This window comes from Miniphocaeibacter halophilus (assembly GCF_016458825.1).
GTDB classification, from domain to species: domain Bacteria; phylum Bacillota; class Clostridia; order Tissierellales; family Peptoniphilaceae; genus Miniphocaeibacter; species Miniphocaeibacter halophilus.
The window spans coordinates 221,286-244,773 of the sequence record NZ_CP066744.1 but is presented as its reverse complement, the minus strand read 5'-3'; the positions used below and the strand labels follow the sequence as shown (position 1 = coordinate 244,773).

The 23,488-nt window shown below is 29.2% G+C and carries 24 protein-coding genes; 16 read left to right on the top strand and 8 right to left on the bottom strand.

What is annotated here, in order from left to right:
• Positions 1-48: 48 nt before the first annotated feature.
• Positions 49-423 (bottom strand): class II SORL domain-containing protein, encoded by a 375-nt coding sequence (locus tag JFY71_RS01220; RefSeq protein WP_243661232.1) that lies wholly within the window; start codon positions 421-423, stop codon positions 49-51.
• 129 nt (positions 424-552) lie between these two features.
• Between JFY71_RS01220 and JFY71_RS01215 the strand changes: the two genes are divergently transcribed.
• The 3 genes from JFY71_RS01215 to JFY71_RS01205 are packed head-to-tail and all read left to right on the top strand — an operon-like array spanning position 553 to position 4,106.
• A complete protein-coding gene (locus JFY71_RS01215) occupies positions 553-1,683 on the top strand; it encodes a THUMP domain-containing class I SAM-dependent RNA methyltransferase (protein ID WP_243661231.1) in 1,131 nt (376 codons plus the stop codon).
• Between the two features lie 10 nt (positions 1,684-1,693).
• Positions 1,694-2,848, top strand: coding sequence for a PP2C family protein-serine/threonine phosphatase (locus tag JFY71_RS01210; RefSeq protein WP_243661230.1), 1,155 nt, complete (start codon positions 1,694-1,696; stop codon positions 2,846-2,848).
• Positions 2,829-4,106 carry a glucose-6-phosphate isomerase gene (locus JFY71_RS01205; protein ID WP_420846435.1) on the top strand — a complete coding sequence of 426 codons (1,278 nt, stop codon included), beginning with the start codon at positions 2,829-2,831 and terminating at the stop codon, positions 4,104-4,106. The genes JFY71_RS01210 and JFY71_RS01205 overlap by 20 nt, the downstream gene beginning before the upstream one ends.
• Positions 4,107-4,157: 51 nt before the next feature.
• Here JFY71_RS01205 and JFY71_RS01200 read toward each other — a convergent pair whose 3' ends face one another.
• Positions 4,158-4,676 carry an AI-2E family transporter gene (locus JFY71_RS01200; protein WP_243661228.1) on the bottom strand — a complete coding sequence of 173 codons (519 nt, stop codon included), beginning with the start codon at positions 4,674-4,676 and terminating at the stop codon, positions 4,158-4,160.
• 282 nt (positions 4,677-4,958) lie between these two features.
• Here JFY71_RS01200 and JFY71_RS01195 point away from each other — a divergent pair, with 282 nt between their 5' ends.
• The 4 genes from JFY71_RS01195 to JFY71_RS01180 all read left to right on the top strand — a co-directional run bounded on the left by JFY71_RS01195 (position 4,959) and on the right by JFY71_RS01180 (position 8,374).
• The gene (locus tag JFY71_RS01195; protein ID WP_243661227.1) at positions 4,959-5,870 is read left to right on the top strand and encodes a branched-chain amino acid transaminase; all 912 of its coding nucleotides are present in this window, start codon (positions 4,959-4,961) and stop codon (positions 5,868-5,870) included.
• Positions 5,871-6,000: 130 nt separating this feature from the next.
• Positions 6,001-6,798, top strand: a complete 798-nt coding sequence (locus JFY71_RS01190) for a histidinol-phosphatase HisJ family protein (RefSeq protein ID WP_243661226.1) — start codon at positions 6,001-6,003, stop codon at positions 6,796-6,798.
• Between the two features lie 19 nt (positions 6,799-6,817).
• The gene (locus tag JFY71_RS01185) at positions 6,818-7,819 is read left to right on the top strand and encodes an asparaginase (RefSeq protein ID WP_243661225.1); all 1,002 of its coding nucleotides are present in this window, start codon (positions 6,818-6,820) and stop codon (positions 7,817-7,819) included.
• 108 nt (positions 7,820-7,927) lie between these two features.
• Positions 7,928-8,374 (top strand): hypothetical protein, encoded by a 447-nt coding sequence (locus JFY71_RS01180; RefSeq protein ID WP_243661224.1) that lies wholly within the window; start codon positions 7,928-7,930, stop codon positions 8,372-8,374.
• A gap of 104 nt (positions 8,375-8,478) precedes the next feature.
• On the opposite strand, the gene JFY71_RS01175 is transcribed toward JFY71_RS01180, so the two are convergent.
• From JFY71_RS01175 to JFY71_RS01165, 3 genes are read right to left on the bottom strand one after another with little or no spacing between them, the layout of a single operon-like run.
• Positions 8,479-9,297, bottom strand: coding sequence for an FAD binding domain-containing protein (locus JFY71_RS01175; protein WP_243661223.1), 819 nt, complete (start codon positions 9,295-9,297; stop codon positions 8,479-8,481).
• The gene (locus JFY71_RS01170) at positions 9,291-9,767 is read right to left on the bottom strand and encodes a (2Fe-2S)-binding protein (protein ID WP_243661222.1); all 477 of its coding nucleotides are present in this window, start codon (positions 9,765-9,767) and stop codon (positions 9,291-9,293) included. Before JFY71_RS01170 ends, JFY71_RS01175 begins: the two co-directional genes overlap by 7 nt.
• The gene (locus tag JFY71_RS01165) at positions 9,767-11,875 is read right to left on the bottom strand and encodes a xanthine dehydrogenase family protein molybdopterin-binding subunit (RefSeq protein WP_243661221.1); all 2,109 of its coding nucleotides are present in this window, start codon (positions 11,873-11,875) and stop codon (positions 9,767-9,769) included. Before JFY71_RS01165 ends, JFY71_RS01170 begins: the two co-directional genes overlap by 1 nt.
• Before the next feature lie 165 nt (positions 11,876-12,040).
• On the opposite strand from JFY71_RS01165, the gene JFY71_RS01160 reads away from it, so the two are divergent.
• The 5 genes from JFY71_RS01160 (at position 12,041) to JFY71_RS12155 (ending at position 16,954) form a co-directional block, all read left to right on the top strand.
• Positions 12,041-12,976, top strand: coding sequence for a C39 family peptidase (locus JFY71_RS01160; protein WP_243661220.1), 936 nt, complete (start codon positions 12,041-12,043; stop codon positions 12,974-12,976).
• A gap of 5 nt (positions 12,977-12,981) precedes the next feature.
• The gene (locus JFY71_RS01155; RefSeq protein ID WP_243661219.1) at positions 12,982-13,692 is read left to right on the top strand and encodes a TrmH family RNA methyltransferase; all 711 of its coding nucleotides are present in this window, start codon (positions 12,982-12,984) and stop codon (positions 13,690-13,692) included.
• Between the two features lie 86 nt (positions 13,693-13,778).
• Positions 13,779-14,453 carry an HAD family hydrolase gene (locus tag JFY71_RS01150; protein ID WP_243661218.1) on the top strand — a complete coding sequence of 225 codons (675 nt, stop codon included), beginning with the start codon at positions 13,779-13,781 and terminating at the stop codon, positions 14,451-14,453.
• 7 nt (positions 14,454-14,460) lie between these two features.
• The gene (locus JFY71_RS01145; RefSeq protein WP_243661217.1) at positions 14,461-16,542 is read left to right on the top strand and encodes a cell wall-binding repeat-containing protein; all 2,082 of its coding nucleotides are present in this window, start codon (positions 14,461-14,463) and stop codon (positions 16,540-16,542) included.
• Positions 16,543-16,861: 319 nt separating this feature from the next.
• On the top strand, positions 16,862-16,954 hold the full coding sequence (locus JFY71_RS12155) for an IS3 family transposase (RefSeq protein WP_420846434.1): 93 nt from the start codon (positions 16,862-16,864) through the stop codon (positions 16,952-16,954).
• 453 nt (positions 16,955-17,407) lie between these two features.
• Here JFY71_RS12155 and JFY71_RS01140 read toward each other — a convergent pair whose 3' ends face one another.
• Genes JFY71_RS01140 through JFY71_RS01130 form a run of 3 tightly spaced genes read right to left on the bottom strand, consistent with a single transcriptional unit; the run spans position 17,408 to position 18,777 of the window.
• Positions 17,408-17,845, bottom strand: a complete 438-nt coding sequence (locus JFY71_RS01140; protein ID WP_243661216.1) for a 2-thiouracil desulfurase family protein — start codon at positions 17,843-17,845, stop codon at positions 17,408-17,410.
• Positions 17,829-18,500: a nucleoside triphosphate pyrophosphatase gene (locus tag JFY71_RS01135; protein WP_243661215.1), complete on the bottom strand. Its 672-nt coding sequence runs from the start codon at positions 18,498-18,500 to the stop codon at positions 17,829-17,831. The genes JFY71_RS01140 and JFY71_RS01135 overlap by 17 nt, the downstream gene beginning before the upstream one ends.
• Entirely contained in the window at positions 18,493-18,777 is a 285-nt protein-coding gene (locus tag JFY71_RS01130; RefSeq protein ID WP_243661214.1) for a chorismate mutase, read from the bottom strand. Before JFY71_RS01130 ends, JFY71_RS01135 begins: the two co-directional genes overlap by 8 nt.
• 161 nt (positions 18,778-18,938) lie before the next feature.
• On the opposite strand from JFY71_RS01130, the gene JFY71_RS01125 reads away from it, so the two are divergent.
• The 4 genes from JFY71_RS01125 (at position 18,939) to fba (ending at position 23,465) form a co-directional block, all read left to right on the top strand.
• Entirely contained in the window at positions 18,939-19,682 is a 744-nt protein-coding gene (locus JFY71_RS01125) for a DeoR/GlpR family DNA-binding transcription regulator (protein ID WP_243661213.1), read from the top strand.
• Position 19,683: 1 nt separating this feature from the next.
• Positions 19,684-20,595 carry a 1-phosphofructokinase gene (pfkB, locus tag JFY71_RS01120; RefSeq protein ID WP_243661212.1) on the top strand — a complete coding sequence of 304 codons (912 nt, stop codon included), beginning with the start codon at positions 19,684-19,686 and terminating at the stop codon, positions 20,593-20,595.
• 10 nt (positions 20,596-20,605) lie between these two features.
• Positions 20,606-22,510, top strand: coding sequence for a PTS fructose transporter subunit IIABC (locus JFY71_RS01115; protein WP_243661211.1), 1,905 nt, complete (start codon positions 20,606-20,608; stop codon positions 22,508-22,510).
• Between the two features lie 91 nt (positions 22,511-22,601).
• Positions 22,602-23,465, top strand: coding sequence for a class II fructose-1,6-bisphosphate aldolase (fba, locus tag JFY71_RS01110; protein WP_243661210.1), 864 nt, complete (start codon positions 22,602-22,604; stop codon positions 23,463-23,465).
• Positions 23,466-23,488: the final 23 nt, after the last annotated feature.

The following is a 23,488-nucleotide window of genomic DNA, read 5'->3' as shown; positions in this document are numbered from 1 at the left end:
AATGCATCTACGATATTAATTTATCATAGATGCATTTCTTTTTAATATTTAAGCTTCAACTTTAATGTCCACTTCACTAGTCCATAAACCGTGAATATTACAGTAAGATGTAGAAATTAATTTTCCACCTTTAGCTAATTTTAATTTTGTAGAAACTTTTGGTGAAGTTAGTGCTTCTCCTTCTCCATGTGCTGAGAAATTATAGTCACCAATTTCTATTGGTAATTTTGCTCCTTCTGGTAAATAATATAATTTAATCCATACAATATGATGTTCAAAAGTATTAGGATGTTCAATTTCCTTTCCTACTTGAACCAATACTTCAAATTCTTCTCCTGCTTTTACAGATGCTGGAGCATCTATTGCCGGAACGTGTTTTTCACCTTTCCAGTCTGCTGATTGATATAATTCGCCTATATTCATTAATAAAATCCTCCTTAAAAATTTTTTAACTTACAGTAATATATATACCTAAATTTAATATAAAATAACATTTAAAGTTATAATTTTCTGATATTTTGTTATAATTGTTATAAGATAAGGATGTGAAGCATGTATTTTAAAATCATAGCTACTACAACTTTTGGATTAGAAGCTGTAGTAAAGAGAGAATTACAGGATCTAGGATATGAAAATATTAAAGTAACAGATGGTAAGGTAGAAATAGAAGGCAATGAAGAGGATATTGCTAATTTAAATATAAATCTACGATGTGCTGAAAGAGTTTTAATAAAGTTTGGTGAATTTAAAGCTTTAACTTTTGATGAATTATTTGAAAGGACCAAGGCTCTTCCATGGGAAAATATTATTCCGGAAAATGGAGAGTTTCCAGTTGATGGTAAAAGTTTGAAGTCAAAATTATTTAGTATTTCAGACAGCCAAGCAATAGTTAAAAAAGCCATAGTAGAAAGACTAAAGTCCGTATATAAGATAGACTGGTTTGAAGAAAATGGTCCTAAATATAAAATAGAAGTTAGTTTATTAAAGGATATTGCAACATTAACAATAGATACTTCCGGAGAAGGTCTACACAAAAGAGGTTACAGGGATAGAGCAGGAGATGCTCCTCTAAAGGAAACTTTAGCTGCAGCAATGATAAAGTTGTCCTATTGGAATCCGGACAGAACCCTATATGATCCATTTTGTGGCTCTGGAACTATATTAATTGAAGCAGCAATGATAGGGAAAAACATTGCTCCGGGAATTGATAGGGAGTTTATTTCTCAAGAGTGGCCTATTATTGGAAAAGATATTTACAAAAAACATAGGAAGATTGCCCTTGGAAAAATAGACCATAAGGTTAAACTTCATTTACTCGGCTCGGATACAGATAAAAGATCAATTTTAAGAGCAAGGGATAATGCTGAAAATATTGGTGTAAATGAAGATATACAATTTTTTATGAAGGATATGCGAGATGTAGATCTACTTGATAATTACGGTGTAGTAATTACAAACCCACCTTATGGTGAAAGGATGGGAGAACAAAAGGAAATAGAAAAACTATATAGGGATCTTGGAAAAAAATTCAAAGATTTTCCCACTTGGTCTGTTTACTTAATTACTAATAATGAAAAATTTGAAAAATTATACGGTAAAAAGGCAGATAGGAAAAGAAAATTGTATAATGGAAGAATAAAGGTGGACTATTACCAATTTTACGGGCCTCGACCACAAAGATAAGAGGGAAGGAATGTTTGGAAAGAAAAATAATGTAAAAACTATTAATTCGGTTTTGAAAGCCAACAATAAGAGAATTAGTGACTATTTACCTGACTGGATAAGAATTATAGACCCTAGTGGAATAATACTCTATGAAAATGAAGTAATGATTGACTCAAATGGAAACAATGAGGGAGAAAATTGTTACGATGAAAATAATATTGAAAGAGGAATACCATTAGGTACAAGAGTTTCGGAGTTTGAAAGTAAATATTATTCCAGTAAAAACATAGAGTTTGAAGGAGATACTTACTTAGTTAGAAGCACTCCTATATATAATGAAAACGGAGAAGTCTTTGCAATTGTTGAAAGTTTTAGAAATATAACAATAGAGGTAATTTCCATTAAACGCTATGAGAAAGTTGCAAAACAAACTAGAAAAGAATTAAATGATGCAAAAAATGTACAAAAAGCTTTACTTCCCGATAAAGGAGATCATAATGGTATTTGTGTCGATTATCGCTATATACCTTCTCAATTTTTATCTGGTGATATGTTTGATATAATTTCTTTAGACCAAGATACTATTTGTCTGTATATTGCAGATGTAGTTGGTCATGGAGTATCGGCATCTTTAATAACTATGTTTATAAGACAAACCGTAAGATCATTGGTAAAAAGTCAAAAAGCAATTACACCTAATTTATTATTAGGGGAGTTAACTAAAAGATTTGCAGAATTAAATTTAGAGGACAACAAGTACTTTACAATTTTTTATGGTGTCTATACCATAAGTAAAAATGAATTTATTTATGTAAATGCAGGACATAATGCTGTTCCTATAAAAATGAGTGAAGATGGCTCAATAGAGTTAATTGAAGGTACAGGATTGCCAATTTCCTTTATTTTTGCTAAAGGTAAATATATAGAAAGTAAAATAAAATTAAATATAGGAGATAAAATTTTATTTTATACCGATGGAATAACCGAAACAAAGGACTATTTTAATGAGTTTTATGGAATAGATAGGCTAATACAGGTTATGAAAAAAAATAGAGGAAATATGTTAGATAATATTGTGAACTCCGTTTCTGCTTATAGATGGGGAGCACAAGAGGATGATATAGCAATTATGCTAATAGAGAGATTGGAGGACGAAAATGACTGTGAAGCTAGATTTAACTAATTCCGGAATTGAAAAGAAAATTGAAAGTATAAAGGAAAAATCTTTTGGTGCACTAGACAAGTTACTTAGTAAGACCGGTGAGGGAAATGACTTTTTAGGTTGGATAGATTTACCGGAAAATTATAATAAGGAAGAATATGACAGAATAAAAAAATCTGCAGAAAAAATTAAAAAGGATTCAGAGGTCTTAGTAGTTATTGGAATAGGTGGAAGTTATTTAGGAACTAAGGCTGTAGAAAATGCAATAAAGCCATATTTTGGAAAATTAGATGGAGTTGAATTAATATATGCAGGTCACCACTTAAGCTCAACCTATATGGTAGAGCTATTGGATTATTTAAAAGACAAGGACTACAGCCTTAATGTTATTTCAAAATCCGGAACTACTACAGAACCGGCAGTAGCTTTTAGATTTTTAAAGGAAGCTATTGAAAAGAAATATGGGAAAGAAGAATCCGTTAAAAGAATTTATGTTACAACAGATAAAGAAAAAGGGGCCTTAAAGGGACTTGCTAATGAAGTAGGATATGAAAGCTTTGTTGTACCTGATGATGTTGGTGGAAGATTTTCAGTTCTTACAGCAGTAGGTCTTTTACCATTAGCTGCAGCAGGAGTTAATATTGACGAGTTAATGGAAGGTGCAAGACTTGGTAGAAAAAAATATACTACAAAGAATTTTGAAGACAACATTGCTTTACAATATGCTACTGCAAGAGAAGTCTTATATGATGAAAACAAGGCTATTGAAATTTTAGTGTCCTATGAAGAAAAAATGAGATATTTAGCAGAATGGTGGAAACAGCTTTTTGGAGAATCTGAAGGAAAAGATGGAAAGGGAATATTTCCAGCATCAACTATTTTTACTACCGACTTACACTCAATGGGACAAATGATACAAGATGGAGTTAGAAATATTTTTGAAACGGTAATTTCCATAGAAAACCCTGAAAAGAATTTAAATATAAATGAAGAAGAAGCTAATTTAGATGGACTAAATTATATAGCGGGAAAAAGTGTAGACTATGTAAATAAGAAAGCAATGGAAGGTACAGTAGTTGCCCATGTAAAAGGTGGGGTACCTAATATAAAAATTGAAATAGATAAATTAGACGAAAAAAATTTAGGAGAATTATTGTATTTCTTTGAAATTACAGTAGCTGTTTCCGGTTATTTATTGGAAGTTAATCCATTTAATCAACCGGGAGTAGAAGAATATAAAACACAGATGTTTAAATTACTTGGCAAACCTGGTTATTAATTAAAATAAAATCCAACCTCTTAAGAGGTTGGATTTTTACTTTGAAATAAGTTAAATACTTCTTTCTTTTCTTTTTCTTCTATTAGCCCATCTTGCATAATTTTGAATATCTAAAACTTCAAATAATGTGGCAATAATCAACAATATAAACGAAGTTATTATTGCTCCTGTAAGTCTGCCAAATATATATCCTATGAGAAAAATAGCTATGGTAATTAGCGGTCTAATACTGTACTTACTCCCGTTAATATATGGCTCCAATACCTGTTTTACTATTATTAATATTATGTATACGATTGCCAGTTGACCTGCTAATTCTATATTTTTTGCCAATAATCTTACTATTATCCATGGAATCATTATTATTCCTGAACCAATTGCAGGAAGAATACTTGCTATTCCAACTAAAAGAGATTTTAATAAAGTATTATGTATACCAATGATCTTCAAACCGATAAAAGCGGTAAAAGTCATTATTAGTGCAAGAATAACCAATGATAAAATATACTGTAATAAATTTCTTTTTGTTCTAAATAATATTTCAGATATATATCCTTTAATAATTTTCATATATACCTCCAAATTGTAATTAGTAAATAAATCCTATTCTTTATCATTATATCAAATTTTCGTATATTACTAAACAAATATATATGCTAATATAAAAAACTATAGTAAAGAATAATCACTTATTACTAAAAAACTTAAATTACTAGTAGTTTTTATTAAAAAGAATAGGAACATGATGTATAATAATAATATATAAAATTTTATATTCTTGCAAAATATATAAATAAGTTATATGATATTATTCATAATAATTTAATATGCTAAAGGAACCAGGAGGATTATATGACACAAAAAGTATTTTATCAAGGAGAAATAGTAGATGAATCATCTGTAAGCATAAGTATAAGATCTAAAGCATTTAATTATGGCTTAGCTTGCTTTGAAGGAATTAGGGCTTACTGGGATGATGAGGAAGAGCAGTTATATGGTTTTTGTATGAAGGAACATTATGATAGACTTTTAGAATCATGTAAATGTTTAAATATGAAAATTCCTTATACATCTGAAGAATTATGTGATTATACAGTTGAGTTGTTAAAAGCAAATAATTGTAAAACAACTACATATATAAGACCAATTGTATATAAGGGTGCTGAAACATTAAAACCGTCTTTAATGGAAATGGATGACAGAATCATTATATATACACAACCACTTGACTCATATTCCGGGAAGGATGAATTAAGAGTTGCAGTTTCCAGTTGGAGAAGAATCTCAGACACTTCTTTACCACCAAGAACAAAGGCTACAGCAGGATATTTAAATTCAGCTTTAGCAGGTCTAGAAGTAATAAGTAAGGGATATGACGAAGCAATATTTTTAACTAATGCAGGTTTTGTTTGTGAAGGACCTGGAGAAAATATCTTCTTTGTTAAAAATGACAAGCTTATTACACCACCGCCATCAGACGATATTTTAGAGGGAATAACAAGGGCCTTAGTAATGAAGCTAGCAAAAGAAGAACTTGGTATGGAAGTTGTTGAAAGATCTGTAGCAAGAACCGAATTATATAATAGCCAAGAGGTGTTCTTCTCCGGAACTGCAATGGAGGTTACTGCAGTTGTTGAAGCAGATGATAGAAGAATTGGAACCGGTCATGAAGGTGAAGTTTGTAGGAAATTAAAAGAGATATTTGCAAAAGTTGGAGTTGGGAAAATAGACAAGTATAAATATTTGACTATACCTGTTTGGTAAAAGCAAATGGCCATTCTTATGAATGGTCATTTTTATGTCCTTTAGAAATTTCTATATAAAATTTATTTGTTTAAATTAATTTAACATAAGTATTGTATAATTGTAATATAGATTAAACATAGGAGGGAATATGATAGACTTACACAATCATTCAGAGTTTTCTTTTGACTCAAAAACACCAATTGAAGAAAATATTCAGGCTGCAATAAATAAAAATCTTAAATATATTGCCGTAACTGATCATATGGATTTAATAAAAGTTACAGATAATTATGAAGACGGTATAGATATACCCGGCTATTTTGAAAAAGTAAAAATATTAAAAGAAAAATACAAGGACAAAATTAAGGTTCTTTATGGAATTGAAGTAGGAATTCAATATGAAACAGCAAAGAAAAATGATGAAATAACAAGTCAATTCGACTTTGATTTTATTATTGGGTCAATTCATTCTCTAAAGGAACAAGATATTGTTTTAGATAGATTATTTTATAAATATCCTCCAAGGGATTTGTATAAATTATATTATACAGAAATGTTAAAAGCAGTAGAAAGTACAAAAAACTTCGATGTACTTGGTCATATTGACTATATTGACAGATACGCTCCAAGTAATAAAACAATACCAAATATAATTGAATATAAGGATATTATTGAGGAAATTTTAAAGTATCTTATTAAAAATAATAAGGGTATAGAAGTTAATACTGCAGGAATAAGAGCGGGTTTAAGTTATATGCATCCAAAAAAAGAAGTGCTAAAATGGTATAGGGAACTTGGTGGAGAAATCATTACAATAGGTTCTGATGCCCATAGAAAAGAAGATATTGGAGAAGGGGTGTTTGAGGCCTGTGAAATGTTAAAGGAATTAGGCTTTAAGGGAGTTTACGTTTTTGAAAAACGAGTTCCTAAAAAAATAGAATTTTAGTGAGGAATAAAGAAAGAATATGAAAAGAGTGTTAATAATATCTACTGGAGGGACAATAGCTTCAATAAAAACGGAGAATGGATTGGTTCCAGGAATTAGCTCAACTCAGCTATTAGAATATCTTAATATAAAACTTGAAGGTGTGGAAATAGATACACTGGATTTATTAAATATAGATAGTACAGATATTAGAGTGGAAAATTGGATTTTAATTGCTAAAACAATTGAGAAACACTATGAAAATTATGATGGCTTTGTAGTAACTCATGGTACCGATACCTTAGCCTATACAGCTGCAGCACTTTCCTACTTAATACAAAACTCTAGAAAACCCATTGTAATTACAGGGGCACAAAAATCCATAAGCAATGAAATAACAGATGCTAAAATGAATTTAGTCAACAGTATAACATATGCAAGTAGTGAAAAGTCCAACAATGTTGTAATTGTTTTTAATGGAAAGGTAATTGCAGGAACAAGAGGAAGAAAAGAAAAAACAAAGAGTTACGATGCTTTTTCCAGTTTAAATTATCCGGTTTTAGCTACAATTCAAGATAATAAAATTATTAGATTTATTCAGAATGAAGAAAAACAAAATAGACCGGATTTTTATTTTGATTTAAACAATTCTGTATTTTTATTAAAGTTAATTCCAACAATAGAAGGGGATATTTTAGATTTTATATTTGAACACTATACCTGTATTATTATTGAATCCTACGGGGTAGGTGGTATTCCAAAACATATTTTTGACAAGTTCATTAAATTATCTAAAAAGTATTCTGGAAATAAAATTATTGTAATAACAACACAGGTTCCAATGGAAGGCTCGGATTTAATGGTTTATGAAGTTGGACAGAGATTAAAGGGAGAACTTAGTATTTTAGAATCCTTTGATATGACAATTGAAGCAACAGTTGTTAAATTAATGTGGGCTATGGCTGAAGGAAAAGGGGACTATACTAAATTTAAAGAGTTGTTTAATAGACAAATAAACTACGATACCCTATATGATATTTAGTAGTAATTTACAAATAATATAAAAATATTACTTAGTTCTTATATTTTGTAACATTTTCCAATTTATATTCGTATTAATATATAGAGATATAAATTTGGGAGAGCAAAAATGAAAAATAGAAAAATATATACAAATACAAAATTATTTATAATTCCATGTATATTAAATTTAATAATCAGCATATTATTTTATTTAATTTTTACTACTATTTTTAATACCGGTTTAAAGGCATATGATAGTAATAGATTATTTCTTGTATTTTTAATTGGTATATCTATAATTGTTGTAAATTTTATTTATTATAATATTATTTTTTATAACAGGGAAAAAAGTTATATTAAAAAAACAATAGGCGGGGTAATGAAAACTTCAATAATAGTATTTTTTACAATAGTATTATTATTTATTTCCATCTATATTTTTAGGAAAATAGGAATTTTTAGAATTAATAGTATTATACTTGGAATAGAGTTGTTTTTATTTTTCTTACTAATATTAAATATATTACAATTTCTATCTATGATTTTAATTAAAATATATAATAAAAACTCCTAAGTCCATAGTAAATTTTGAAAAATAAAAAAGTAAATTAATGGATTTATTAAACAATAAAATGTCCTACAAACCTTTAAAAAGTTTATAGGACATTTTTTAATATGCTAAATTCCCTTTGATTCTAAAAAGTAATTTAAGAAATTCATAGAAACATCTTTTCTATATTCTACAGAAACTCTTCCAGCTCTCGGATTAATAGCTTCACTGTATTTATTTAAATATTCTTCTTTTAAGGACTTTGCTTCCTCAATTGTTTTACCAATTAGTAGATTGTCAATATCAGGTCTTCTTATTATTAAATCCTCTATGGCACCAATAGCTACTGCAATGTGTTTAATAATATTGTCCTCAATATCTATTATTCCTGCAAAATCAACTCTTGAAATTGCTAAAGCCTGTCTAGCTCCAACTTTTTCATAGACATAATTCGTATATTCTTTTTCAGGTAACCAGATTTCTGTAATTAATTCATCCTTATTTAAATCCAGTTTCTTATTGCCCTTATAAAAATCTTTAATAGGAATTACTCTTTCATTATTTTTAGACTGTACTTTAATATATGCATCTAAAACCATAAATATTAAAACGGAATCTGCCTTAGAAGAACCATTTCCAATATTACCGCCAATTGTTCCAAAATTTCGAATAGCCGGTGCAGCAATTTTCTTTAAAGCATCTCTTAATATTTCAGGTATTAATTTATTTTCAATTAATTCTGTAAAAGTAGAGGCTGCTCCTAATTTTAAGTAGGAATCTTCCTTATATACTTTTTTTAATTCAGGTATTTTATATAAATAAATGTAATTTAATGATTCATCATTTTTAACCATTAAATCTGTACCACCAGCAAAAGGAACTAACTCATTATTTTTCATTAATTCTAATGCTTCATCTAATGATTTAGGTGTATAGTTTTTTACCATAATCCTTCACCTTCCTTTGCAGCAATACCAACAGCTCTTACAATGGCATTATAGCCTGTACAACGACATAGATTTCCGGAAATACCATCTCTTATTTCCTCTTCTGTTGGATTTGGATTTTGACTTAGTAAGTATTCTGTAGCCAGTACCATTCCAGGAATACAAAAACCGCATTGGACTGCTCCAACAGAGCTATAGGCCTTATCTATTACATCAAATTTTTTAGTTTTACTAAATCCTTCAATGGTCATTACTTCACAGTTTTCAATTCTTCCAACAGTAAGCATACAGGAATTTGCTAAAACTCCATCTATTAAAACTGAACAAGCACCACATTCGCCTTCTTTACATCCACATTTTACACCGGTGGAATGAAAATAATTACGAAGTACATCTAGTAGTCTTTCAGAAGGATTTCCATTATATTCTACATTTTTTCCATCAAGAATAAATTTAATAGTATTATTCATTATTTTGCCTCCTTAAATGCTACTAAAGTTTCTTCCATTGTTATAGGGTTATGATTAATGTTTGATTTAGTTGCATTTTCAACAGCTTCTATATATGCACTGGCAACTCCTACTAAAGGTAGCTCTCCGGCTCCTTTTGCCCCATAAGGTCCTAACGGATATTCTACAATATGCATATCTACATCAAAGAATGGAATATCGGCAGCAGTAGGAATTATATAGTCGGTAAAACTATTATTTCTAATTCTACCCTTATTGTCATAATCCATATTTTCCATATGGGAATATCCAATACCTTGTAAAAGTCCACCCTCCATTTGTCCAACAACTATATTCATATCTATTGGTGTACCAACATCAAAGGAGGACCAAACTCCTATTACTTTATGGCCACCTGTTAAGGTATCAATTTCCAGTTCAATAATTTGTGCACCCCATGCATATGTTGGATAAGCGTCTCCTTGGAAAACATTAATATCAAAAGGTATAACAAAATCCGGCTCTTTAAAATTTTCTATTATAACCTGTTCTTCGTTTTCAATCCAATTGCTTCTTAATTTAATTGCAGCTCTTCTTAAAAGCTCTCCAACAACCATAAGGGAACGTGAAGCTACAGTAGGTCCAGAGTCAGGAACTCTATCTGTATCCGGATTGTTAATTAAAATTTCCTCGTAAGGAATATTAAGCTCATTAGCCACTATTTTAGAAAAAGTAGTTTTAAGTCCTTGACCAATATCGGCATTAGATGCTAATATTTCCACCTTATTGTTTGCGTGTTTTAATAATTTAACTTCAGCTTTAATTAAATCCCTTTCTGCTGAACCGGTAAAACCTGCTCCATGTAAATGCCAAGAAAATCCAATGCCTTTTCTGTATCTACCTGTTTGATTTTTGTATTCTTCCTTCTTTCTTCTATAATCTGATTTTTTCAGTATTTTTTCCATCATTTCCGGTAGAGGAACGTGGAAATGGAATTTTCCTGAAGTAGATGTAGAATCTCCTTCTTTTACAACATTGGCTAACTTAAAGTCTATTTCATCAATGTTTAAATCTCTAGCAATTCTGTTCATTATAGTTTCAACAGCAAAGAAGGTTTGTGGAGCACCAAAACCCCTGTAGGCTCCAGTAGGCGTTGTGTTGGTCTTTACAGCCTTACCATGAACTTTTAAATTTGGAACATTATAAACTCCATTAGAGCACATTAATCCCCTTTGAAGAACTACTGCAGATAAAGTTGTATAGGCACCGCCATCAAAAATTACATCTATATCCATAGCGGTTACCTTACCGTCTTTAACAGCTACCTTATATTTTGAAATAGAAGGATGTCTTTTAGTAGTAAATTCCATGTCCTCTCTTCTTTCAAAAATACATCTAACAGGTTTTTTTGCTTTATGGGATGCAACAGCTAATTGACAACCTAATAAAGAAGGATAATCCTCTTTACCTCCAAAGCCTCCGCCGGTAACATCTTGAATAATTTGTACCTTTCTTGCCTCTAAGCCCATTGCCTTAGCAACAGCACCGTGAACATAGTAAGGACATTGCATAGAACCTCTTACAGTAACTTTTCCATCATGATAATCTCCAATCATACCTTGAACTTCTAAGTAGGCCTGTTCTTGGTAACCTGTTCTAAAGGTTTCAGTATATACCTTATCCGCTTTAGAAAAAGCTTCTTCAACATCACCTTTTCCAAAATCATATTCAAAAAAGGCGGTATCTGATTTTTCAGGGTCTAAAACTGGAGTTAGAACTTCATAGTCAACAACTATTTTATTTAGTAGTTCGTCGACTATTTTTAAATCCGGACCAACTACCATTAAAATAGGATCCCCAATAAATTCTACAATTCCGTCAGCAAAAACCGGTGTATCGTCTTCTACCATATGTACTTCATTAATACCTGGAACATCATTTTTATCTACAATAAAATAACCCTCAGGTAAACTAGGTGTTTTGATATTTAAAATTTTTGCTCTAGCATATTTAGAACGGAGTACTCTTGCCTGTAACATTCCGTCAATATTTAGGTCTTCAACATATTTTGCACTACCATCTATTTTTGCACGATGATCTTTTTTTCTTACAGATTGACTTATATTCATTTATTTACCTCCCTTAGTAAATATATATAGCCTACTTAAATTATACTAATGAGCCAAGTTGTTTTCAAATACTTTGTTGCAATAACTCGCTTAATTTTAATAGTTATTATATAAAGAAGAAAAATTTGTGAAAATGTAGTAAAATATTACTTTGAGGAGGATTAAATGAGTAGAAAAAAACTATCAGGAAAAGCTTATAAGAAAAGAAAAAGACAAATCATGAGAAACAGGCTTTTCTTAATAATAATTATTATAGTAATAGTAGTATTAGCAGTAAATATTTTTTCACTTGGAAATGGCGACGACAGTGACAATAGATTTACAAGACTAATAGGTACTAGTGAATATGATAGAGAAGATGATGAAAAAAATAAAAGAAATAATAATATAGATGTGGAATATTCAGAAGCAACAGATGAAAAAGGATGGAAGGCAAATATAGAAAAAGCTAAAAAAGTCAATGAAAATGCTTCAGTAATTTTAGAAAATATTGACAGAATTCCGGAAGACTTGTTGAAGATGGCTGGAACTAATCCACAAACTATCGATTTTGTTGCAAAATTTGCCGATACTTCAATAAAATATAAACTTAATTATCCAAATAAAATATATAAAGATGTAGATTATCCTTATTATATTCAATGGGATCAAAGATGGGGATATAAAGAATATGGCTCAGGCGTAATTGGAAGTGCCGGTTGTGCACCAACTTCTTTAGCTATGATGTTATCGGGTTTACTAGGATATAATATAACTCCCGATGAAATTGCAGATATAGCCATTAATAATGGACATGTAGGTGATTATGGAACAGGCTGGGATATTTATCCCTTCATTGCTAGGGAATATAATTTAGATATTAAGGAATTAGAAATTGACAAAGAAGCCTTACTAACTGAATTGGATAAGGGTAATCCGGTAATAATTTCAGTAGGACCTGGAACATTTACAACAGTATCTCACGTTATGTTAATAGTAGGTAATGATGATAATAACAATTTAAAAATATATGATCCGAATAATTTGGGAAATAGTGAAAAAACTTGGGATTTTGATTCTTTCAAAGAAGAAGTTAAAAAAATGTGGGCTTTTAGTGAGTAGGATTTATGGAAAAACTAAAACAGTATAAAAAAGAATTTACTTATACCTATACATTAGGACCTTTTCCAACCTTTGAGCTAATAAATAGTAGACCGGAATTAGTGGACAGGGTTATTTTATCGGAAAAATTTAATGAATTAGATAAAATAATTTCAATTTTAAATGAAAACAGCATCCCTTTTTCCTTTGAACCTAGAACATTAGATAGAATAGGGAATAAAAAGAAAATATATGTTGCCGGTGTATTAAAAAAATATGATGAAAAAATTAAAGAAGGTAACCATTTAGTTCTTGATAATATAAGCGATATGGGAAATTTAGGAACTATTATAAGAACAATGGTTGCCTTTGGTATTAAGGATTTAGCCTTAATTGGAAATAGTTGTGATATTTTTAATCCTAAGGTAATAAGAGGAAGTATGGGGGCTTTGTTTAAAATTAGATTTGAATATTTTAAAACCATAGAGGACTATATTAAAAAATTCAATAACAATAAATATGCTTTTATATTAGATGAAGGCTCAAAAAATGTTTTAAACACCACCATAGTAAAGCCATATTCATTAATATTTGGAAATGAAGGCTCGGGTTTAGGAAAAGAATACTATAGAAATGATATTGAGAAAATTATAATAGAGCAAAGTAGTGAAGTAGATTCGTTAAATTTACCAATAGCAATAGGAATAGGTATATATACAATTAAAAATAAAGAATAAAGTGAAAAGAACCTACTTTTTTGTATATACATTTAAGTAGGTTCTTATAAATTAGTAGGGAATAATATATAAAAGGAAGGTGTTACATGTATAAAGCATATGTTTTTGATTTAGACGGAACAATTATTGACAGTTTAAACACAATAGCAGATTGTTTTAATGAAGAATTAATAAAGCTAGGCTATAAACCGGCAAAGGTTGAACTATTTAAATATTTTGTAGGAGATGGTCCTAGAATACTTACAGAAAGAGCATTGGCCTATATAATGGAAAGGGATAACCTTACTTATTCCAATGAAGAAAAAGAAAATATTATTAAAAAATTACATTCTAATTATCTAAATAGCTATAATAATATAGACGACGATTATACGGAAGTTTATAAAGGAATAAGAGAATCCTTAGAATATTTAAAGGAAAACAACAAAAAAATCGCAGTTTGTACAAACAAACCTTTAAAAGCAGCAAAAAATGTTTTAGAGAATAATTTTGGAGAAAATTACTTCGATTATATAATTGGACTAGATGAAAACACTCCAAGAAAACCAAATCCATATATGATGGAAAAATTAATAAGGGATTTAGATTTAAAGAAAGAAGAAATAGCATATTTTGGAGATACTTCTACCGATATGCTAACAGCTAAAAATGTAGAAGTCTATGCTGTAGGAGTAACCTGGGGATTTAGAAAAAGAGATGAATTAGAAGAATATGGAGCAGATAAGATAATTAATGATCCATTGGAAATTAAAAGAATTTAGGTGGAATATGAAAAAAATCTTTTTATTTATAACAATAGTTACTATACTTGTATTTCAAGAAAATGTTTCTTATGGAAGTAGTAAAATTGAAAGAATTTCTGGAACTAATAGGTATAAAACATCTGTGGAAATAAGTAAATATAATTACGAGAAAAATGAATATGTAGTCTTGGTAACAGGAGAAAATTATCCGGATGCAGTTTCAGCTGGGGGATTGGCATCTTATTTAAATTCACCTTTATTATTAACAGAGTCAAAATATTTAAATGAGGATACCTATACTGAAATTAAAAGATTAAACCCTAAAAAAATATATATTATTGGTGGAGAAAATGCTATTTCTAGTAGTATTTTTAATAAACTTAATAAAGAATATGAAGTAAGTAGAATTTCAGGTAAGGACAGATACTATACTTCTTATGAAGTTAAAGAGGAAATGATAAAATTAGGAGCTTCAAACAATATAGGAATTACAAATGGTAATAATTTTCCAGATGCTATTTCAGCAGGAGGGATTATTGCAGAAAAGGAATTGGCTTTATTATTAACTGATGGATATAAAGAGGAATTGACTGAAAATTCTAATATTCAATATATTTTTGGTGGATTAAATGTTGGTAACATTAGTGGTAAAAGATTAATGGGTACAAATAGGTATAAAACATCTTTAGAAATTGCCAAAGAAAAGGGAAATGAGGTAACAACTGTTATATTAGCAAGTGGTGAATCTTATCCTGATGCTTTATCTGCTATTTCACTTAGCAAAAAATACAATGCACCTATATTGTTAACAGCGAGAAATTCCATAGACAAAGAAGTTAAGGAGTATGTTAAAAAGGCAGGACAAATAATAGTGGTAGGAGGAACAGGTTCTATTTCAGATACTGTTATAGATGAAATAAAGGGAATTAATATTCCAGAGGAATTTTATATCTGGGATAAAATTAATAATTATAGTAGGGAAATTATAATGACAGAAGAAGAAATAAAGGATTTTAATAGAAAGAATATTCAACAGAACAATGATATGAATGATGTTTTGAATATAAATAAGACATATAGTAAAAATGAAATTATATCTATGATAAACGATCTATCTAAAGTTCCGAATAACTCCTACGGTAAAAACAACAATAAACATAGTCAAAAAACTAAAAATAATTGGAAGAATAATTTAAATTTAGAAAATGTAAGAGATCAAAAAGAATTAGCATTTGGAATAGTAACAGAGAGGACATTGTTAAGGACTTTTCCAACATGGGATGAAAATAGAACAAGTGGGGGAAGCCATGATTTTTTTACAGAAACAGCTTTAAATCCATGGGATCCAGTTTTAATTCTTCATTATAGTAAGGATGGTAATTGGATTTTTGGAATAACAGAGAATTATAAGGGTTGGATTTTTAAAGATTATATTGGAATAGAAGACAAAGAGAATATTAGAAACTATAAGAATTTGGAAAAAGAAGTAGTAATAGATAAACAAATTCAAATTAAAGATAAATATTTTGATATGGGGACGGCAATACCAATTTCTAATAATAATGTATTAATCCCAAATGTAGCAAAGAATGGTAATTTAGAAGTGTATGAAAACAATATTCCCGAAGTAGGAACAAATAGAGGATATATAGCCTATACAACTGCAAATATTGTAAAACAAGCTTTGAAATTTAAAGGGGAAGTTTATGGTTGGGGTGGTTCTAATAATGCTCATGATTGTTCTTCTTTTGTTCAAGATGTTTATAAATCTTTTGGAATTAAAATGTCTAGAAATACAAGGGATCAAGAAAATATGAAGTATACAAAAAGAACTAACTTAAGTGGATTATCCAGAAAGAATAAGATTGAGAAAGTTAAATCTCTTCCAGTTGGTACAGCATTATATATGAAAGGTCATGTTACTTTATATTTAGGAAAAGATTCAAAGGGAAATGAAAAGATTATTCACCAATATGATAGCCATTACGAAAATGGTAGATTTATTTCCGTTAAATCGTGTCAAATAACAGATATATTATTAGGTTCAAGTAGTGGTGTAACATATTTAGATAAATTTAATACTGCAGTAGAGTTTGTAAAACCGTAAAATATTTATTCTATTGCAAATAAAAAAGATACGACATATTTATTGTAAAAATTTTCAAAGTTTTTTTAATTGAGTCCTACTAGATTATTTATAAGTAATATAAAAAGGCAGATCAGAAATGGTCTGCCTTTTAGTATTTGGACAGGGGGTCGATATTTAGATATTTTTAATTACAAGGGGGTGTAATCTATAAGTTATTAACTAAAAAAACCATAAAACTATTAATAAGGGTTGTCAATTAAAGGAAATATTGGATAATATTTACTATAAATTAAAATTTTATTTTAAAATAATCGGTTAAAGGATATGATTTAAAAAAATAGAAGTAATAATAAAATATATAAAATACTGTAATGAACTAAGGATAAAAGAGAGATTTGGATTGTTAAGTCCAGTAGAGTATAGAGAATAATTATCTGCAACATAGCTGTGGTATTATTTTGAAAGCCATAGGTCAAGGTAGATTCGATTTTGCTCTTGATGTGAGTCTTTCAAAATAATTAAATAAAATTAGCTACAATATAATATAAAAAAACCAGAGCGATAAATCCGTTCTGGAAAAAGTCCAAATTTTTGGAGTTATCTTATTGCAGGTAGTTTTGTATTTCGTACGCTACAAAAGACAAAATAAAAAAGCAGACAGGGGAGTCTGCTTTTAAGTTATGGATAGGGGATCCATATTTAGATATCTTAATTACAAGGGGTGTAATTTATGAGTTAATATCTAAATACTATTATAGACTTATTGATAATGATTGTCAATTAAATTAAACATTGAATAAATATTTACTATAAAATATAAATTTAATATTATCAATATTTAAAATAGACTAGAAAACAGGTAAAACCTGCCTTTAAAATAATTTTATTTTACAGTTATTATATTTTTTAAATTATTTTCATTATAAATTTTTATGCCATTATTGTTTAATAAATTAGCTGTAATGCCATTTCCATTAATTAAATTATTTGAAAAAGTTCCATCGTAAATCTTTCCGAAACCACAAGAAGGGCTTTTAGATTTTAAAATTGCATGTTTAATATTAAATAATTTACATAGATCTAAAGCTTCATTGGCACCTTTAATAAATTCATTGGTTTTGTCTTTACCATTTTTATTTATAATTTTATCACCAACTATTTCACAAGGAATTCTAGGAGTTGGCAATCCACCGGCTTGTTCAGGACAAAAAGGAATGAGGCAAAAGTCATTGGAAATAAAATTAGAAATATTTACTTTTTGCTCCTTACCATCATACCTGCATTTACAGCCTAGTAAACAAGAACTAACTAAAATTTTCATATATTCTCCTTCTAACCTCTACAACCGGAAAGCCGACAATATTATAATAATCACCATAAACACTATCTACTAAATAAGTTCCAACTTCTTGTACTCCATAAGAACCGGCCTTGTCCATTGGTCGTTCAGAAGAAACATATTTCTTAATATAATTTAAAGAAAATTTTGTTTCCTCTACAAATTTAACTGCAGATACAGAATAAAATAAGTCGTAATTATTTTCATCTATAAAAAGACATACAGAAGTTGCAATATAATGAAATTTTCCTAAAAATGATTTTAAACTTAAAAAAGCATCTTCTTTACTCTTAGGTTTACCAAAAATTTTATCTTCTGTTACAACAATGGTATCAGCGGAAATAATAAGAGAATTTTTATTGTTTTTATATATGTTTTTGGCCTTTGCTAAGGCAATTTCACTACAGGAAATAAAGGAATCCTCTAAAAAGTCCAATTTTATATTATCATTAAAGGATTTTAACAGTATTTCTTTCTCGTTAACATTTGGTTTAATAATCTTAAAATCCCTTGTAATTTCTTTAAGTAATTCAATTCTTCTAGGGGAGGAACTACCAAGAATAACAGGGTATTTTTTATCGAATTTTAAGTTATTTGTAATATTAAAAACACCAATAGTATTAAAAATTTTATTCATTAATGTTTTCCTTTAAAATTTTTTCTTGTATATCTTTGCTAATATCCATTAATGATTTAAAAAAATCTTCTAAATATTGACTGTATTCTTTGTTTTGCAATAAATTTTTATTTTTTTCAATAATTAAGTTTTCCCTACTAGAATCTAAAACCTTCATATTATTTTTTATTTTATAGTCTACAACATATTTAACAAGATCCATTCTTTTTTCAAACAAAGTAATAATTTCTTTATCAACTTTGTCAATTTCTTTTCTTATACTTTCTAAATCATTCATAATAATCTCCCTTAAATATTTTATTAAATTATATCATATTAAAATAATTTGAAAATTATTTGAAAAATGAGCGGAAATGATGGAAAATCTTTTAAAACTTGAAAGAAAATGATTGATAATGATAGAAAATGATGGTATACTTTAATAAAGAGGTAGATAAAATGTTATTTGAAGAAAGAGCAAAGTTAATTATAAAGCAGTTAGAAGAAAAAAGTACAGTTTCCAATAAGGAACTAGTTAAATTATTAGATGTAAGTGAAGCAACAATAAGACGGGATTTAGACGTTTTAGAAGAAGAAGGAATATTAAACCGTGTACATGGTGGAGCAGTACTAAAAAAAATAGAGGTAAAAGAGGACACAGCAGAGGAAAAATTTGTTTCAAGAATAAAAGAAAAGAAACAAATAGCTAAAATAGCTTCTATATTAATAGAAGAAAAGGACTTTATATTTTTAGACGCCGGTACAACAACTTTCGAATTAATTCCATATTTACAAGATAAAAATATTACAGTAGTAACTAACGGACTAATGCATCTTGAAGAACTAATGAAATATAATATTAACTCCTATTTAATAGGTGGTCATATAAAAAAATCTACAAAGGCTCTAGTAGGTTCTATTGCTTTAAACAATTTAAAGACAGTTAATTTTTCCAAGGCCTTTATAGGAGCAAATGGAATAGATGTTGAGTATGGTGTAACGACACCGGATATTGAAGAAGCCAGTATTAAAAGCAAAGCAATAGAAAATTCCTTAAAAGCATATATTCTTGCAGATGAAACTAAATTTGGAAAGGTATATTTTTCTAAAATAGCAGAACTAAGACAAGGAACTATTATAACAAATGATATAGGTAAGATAAGTGATGAAATTAAGAAGAAAGCTAAAATACTAGGAGCTTAAGATGATTTATACAACAACATTAAATCCTTCTATTGACTATATTGTGAAAGTTTTAAACTTTAAAGAAGGTGAAACAAATAGGTCTCATTATGAAATGAAAATTCCCGGTGGAAAGGGAATTATGGTATCGAAACTTTTAAACAATTTAGGTATTAATTCACATAATATAGGTTTTGTTGGTGGATTTACAGGAGATTTTATAGAAAAATCTTTAAAGGAAATAGGAATAGGAACGGATTTTACAAAAATAAAAGATGATTCAAGAATAAATGTAAAACTCAAAACAAAAATAGAAACGGAAATCAATGCAAAAGGTCCGAAAATAAGACCAGAAGAAGAAAATGATTTTTTTGGAAAAATTAAAAATATTAAAGAAGATGATTTAGTTGTTTTATCAGGCAGTATTCCAAATTCTTTAAGTAATGATTTCTATGAAAGAATAGTAGTTGAATTAAATAAAAAAAATATTCAGTTTATTATTGACACTACAGGAAAAAAGTTACTTAGGGTTTTAAAGTACAAACCTTTTTTAATTAAACCAAATAAAAAAGAACTAGAGGATTTATTTGATGTAGAAGTAAATAGTCTTGAAGAAATAATTATTTATGGAAAAAAACTATTAGACCTAGGAGCTAAAAATGTAATAGTTTCTTTAGGTGCACAAGGAGCAGTATTTGTTAATAAATTCATGTCGATATACGCTCCGGCAATTAAAGGGAAATTAGTAAACAGTGTTGGTGCAGGGGATTCTATGGTAGGCGGTTTTATATTTGGTATAGAAAACGAACTTTCAGTAGAAGAATCATTTAAGTGGGCAGTAGCATCTGGAACAGCAACAGCTTTTTCAGAAGATATAGGTAGTAGAAAATTTATAGAGGAAATGTATAGTAAAGTTACATTAATAAAAAAATAAAGGAGCTATTATGGAAATTAGAGATTTATTAAAAAAAGATTTAATAATAATGAATTTAAAATCTTCAACAAAAGAATCAGTTATAGATGAAATGATAGATCAATTATATTTATATAATATTATTTCAAATAAAGAAGTATTTAAAAATGAAATAATGAATAGAGAGAAAGCTTCATCAACTGCTTTGGGAAAAGGTGTAGCAATGCCTCATGCAAAGACTTCAGTAGTAAATACTCCTGCAGTTGTATTTGCAAAATCAGACAATGGTTTAGATTTTGAGTCTTTAGACGGGGAATTAAGCTATTTGTTTTTTATGATTGCAGCACCAGCAGGAGCGAATGAAACCCATATAGAAACATTGGCTAAATTATCAAAATTAATACTTAAAGAGGACTTTGTCGAAAAGTTAAAAAATGCAAAAACTCCAGAAGAAGTATTAAAGATTATTGATGAAGAACAGGAAGAAAAAGCTAAAACAGAACAAACAATAGAAGATAGGAATAAGCCTTTTATAGTAGCAGTAACAGCTTGTCCAACAGGTATAGCTCATACTTACATGGCACAGGAAGCCTTGGAAGAAAAAGCTGAAAAATTAGGAGTTAATATAAAGGTAGAAACAAACGGTTCGGATGGTGTTAAAAATAAATTAACGAAAGAAGATATCAATAAGGCTATTGGAGTAATTGTATCTGCTGACACAAAAGTAGAAACGAATAGATTTAGTGGTAAGAAAGTCATTGAAACACCTGTTTCAGAAGCAATAAACAAACCGGAAAGATTAATAAATAAGATATTGGAAGGAAATATTCCAATATATAAAAAATCACAGTCACAGTCTGAAGATGAGGACAGTAAAAAAGATCAGGGAATAGGTAGTAGAATTTATAAGGACATAATGAACGGAGTTTCCCATATGCTTCCATTTGTAGTAGGTGGGGGAATCTTAATGGCCTTGTCCTTCCTATTTGAAAGAACCTTAGGAAACCAATCAACCCCATTTATATTTTTAAATACTTTAGGTGGAAATGCTTTTAATTTTCTACTTCCAATATTAGCAGGTTATATTGCCTATAGTATTGCTGATAGACCGGCATTAATGCCAGGTATGGTAGCAGGTATTATGGCAAGCAGTGGTTTTAGTTTTATTGAAGCAGCCGAAAACCAAGCAGGAGCAGGTTTTTTAGGAGCATTAGTAGGAGGGTTTGTAGCAGGGTATTCAATACTATTACTTAAAAAAATGACTTCTAAAATGCCAAAATCCTTTGAAGGATTAAAACCAATGTTAATTTATCCTGTATTAGGTTTATTATTAACGGGTTTTGTCATGTATATAGCAGTAAATCCTGTATTCGTAGTTATTAATAATGCAGTAAATACTTTCTTAAAAGGACTAGGAACTACAAATAAGGTTTTACTTGGAGTATTACTTGGTGGAATGATGGCTGTAGATATGGGAGGACCGGTAAACAAGGCTTCTTATGTATTTTCAACAGGAGTACTTGCAACAATAGGCGATGGAACATTTATGGCCTCATCAATGGCTGGAGGAATGGTTCCACCATTAGGAATAGCTTTAGCATCTACAATATTTTTTAGAAATAAATTTACAGAAAAAGAAAAACAATCGGGTTTTACTAATTATTTTCTTGGACTATCATTTATAACAGAGGGAGCAATACCTTTTGCAGCGGCAGATCCTCTAAGAGTTATAGGTTCATCAATAGTTGGTTCAGCAGTAGCAGGTGGTTTAACACAGTTATTTGGAATATCCTCACCAGCTCCTCATGGAGGAATATTCGTTGTTCCTGTAATGGATTCAGCAATGAAAGCTTTATTATTTATAGCATCAGTATTAATAGGTGCAGTTATAACAGGTTTAATATATGGTGCTGCTAAAAAAAGAAATAACGAATAGTTTTTTATTAATATATAATTATGATATAATATTTATGTTAAGACTTATAATAATATGGTAATCGTATTTAATTTTAGGGGGTATTTAATCAATGCTAGTATCAGCAAAAGAAATGTTAGACAAAGCTTTAGAAGGTCATTATGCAGTAGGTCAATTTAATATTAATAACCTAGAATGGACAAAAGCAATATTAGAAACAGCACAAGAATTAAAATCACCGGTAATACTTGGAGTATCTGAAGGTGCTGGAAAATATATGACAGGTTATAAAACCGTAGTAAAAATGGTAGAAGGAATGGTAGAAGAAATGGGAATAACAGTTCCTGTAGCTATTCATTTAGACCATGGTTCATACGAAGGAGCTAAAAAGGCAATAGAAGCTGGCTTTACTTCAGTAATGTTTGACGGTTCACATTATTCAATAGATGAAAATGTTGAAAAAACAAAAGATATTGTTAACCTTGCACACAGTAAAGAAATATCTGTTGAAGCAGAAGTTGGTTCAATAGGTGGAGAAGAAGACGGTGTTGTTGGTACTGGTGAATTTGCAGACCCGGCAGAATGTAAAATGATAGCTGACTTAGGAATTGATTTTCTAGCAGCAGGAATTGGAAACATTCATGGAGTATATCCTGAAAATTGGCAAGGATTAAACTTTGATGTTTTAGCAGAAATACAAAAAGAAGTTGGTAAATTACCATTAGTATTACACGGTGGTACAGGAATACCAACAGATATGATAAAGGAAGCTATAACATTAGGAGTTTCTAAAATCAATGTTAATACAGAATGTCAATTAGCATTTGCAGCTGCAACTAGAAAATATATAGAAGCAGGTAAGGACAAAGAAGGTAAAGGCTTTGACCCTAGAAAATTACTTGCACCGGGAACTCAAGCTATAAAAGATACAGTAAAAGAAAAAATGGAAATTTTCGGCTCAATAGGAAAAGCATAAAATTTTTACATTAATAAGGCATA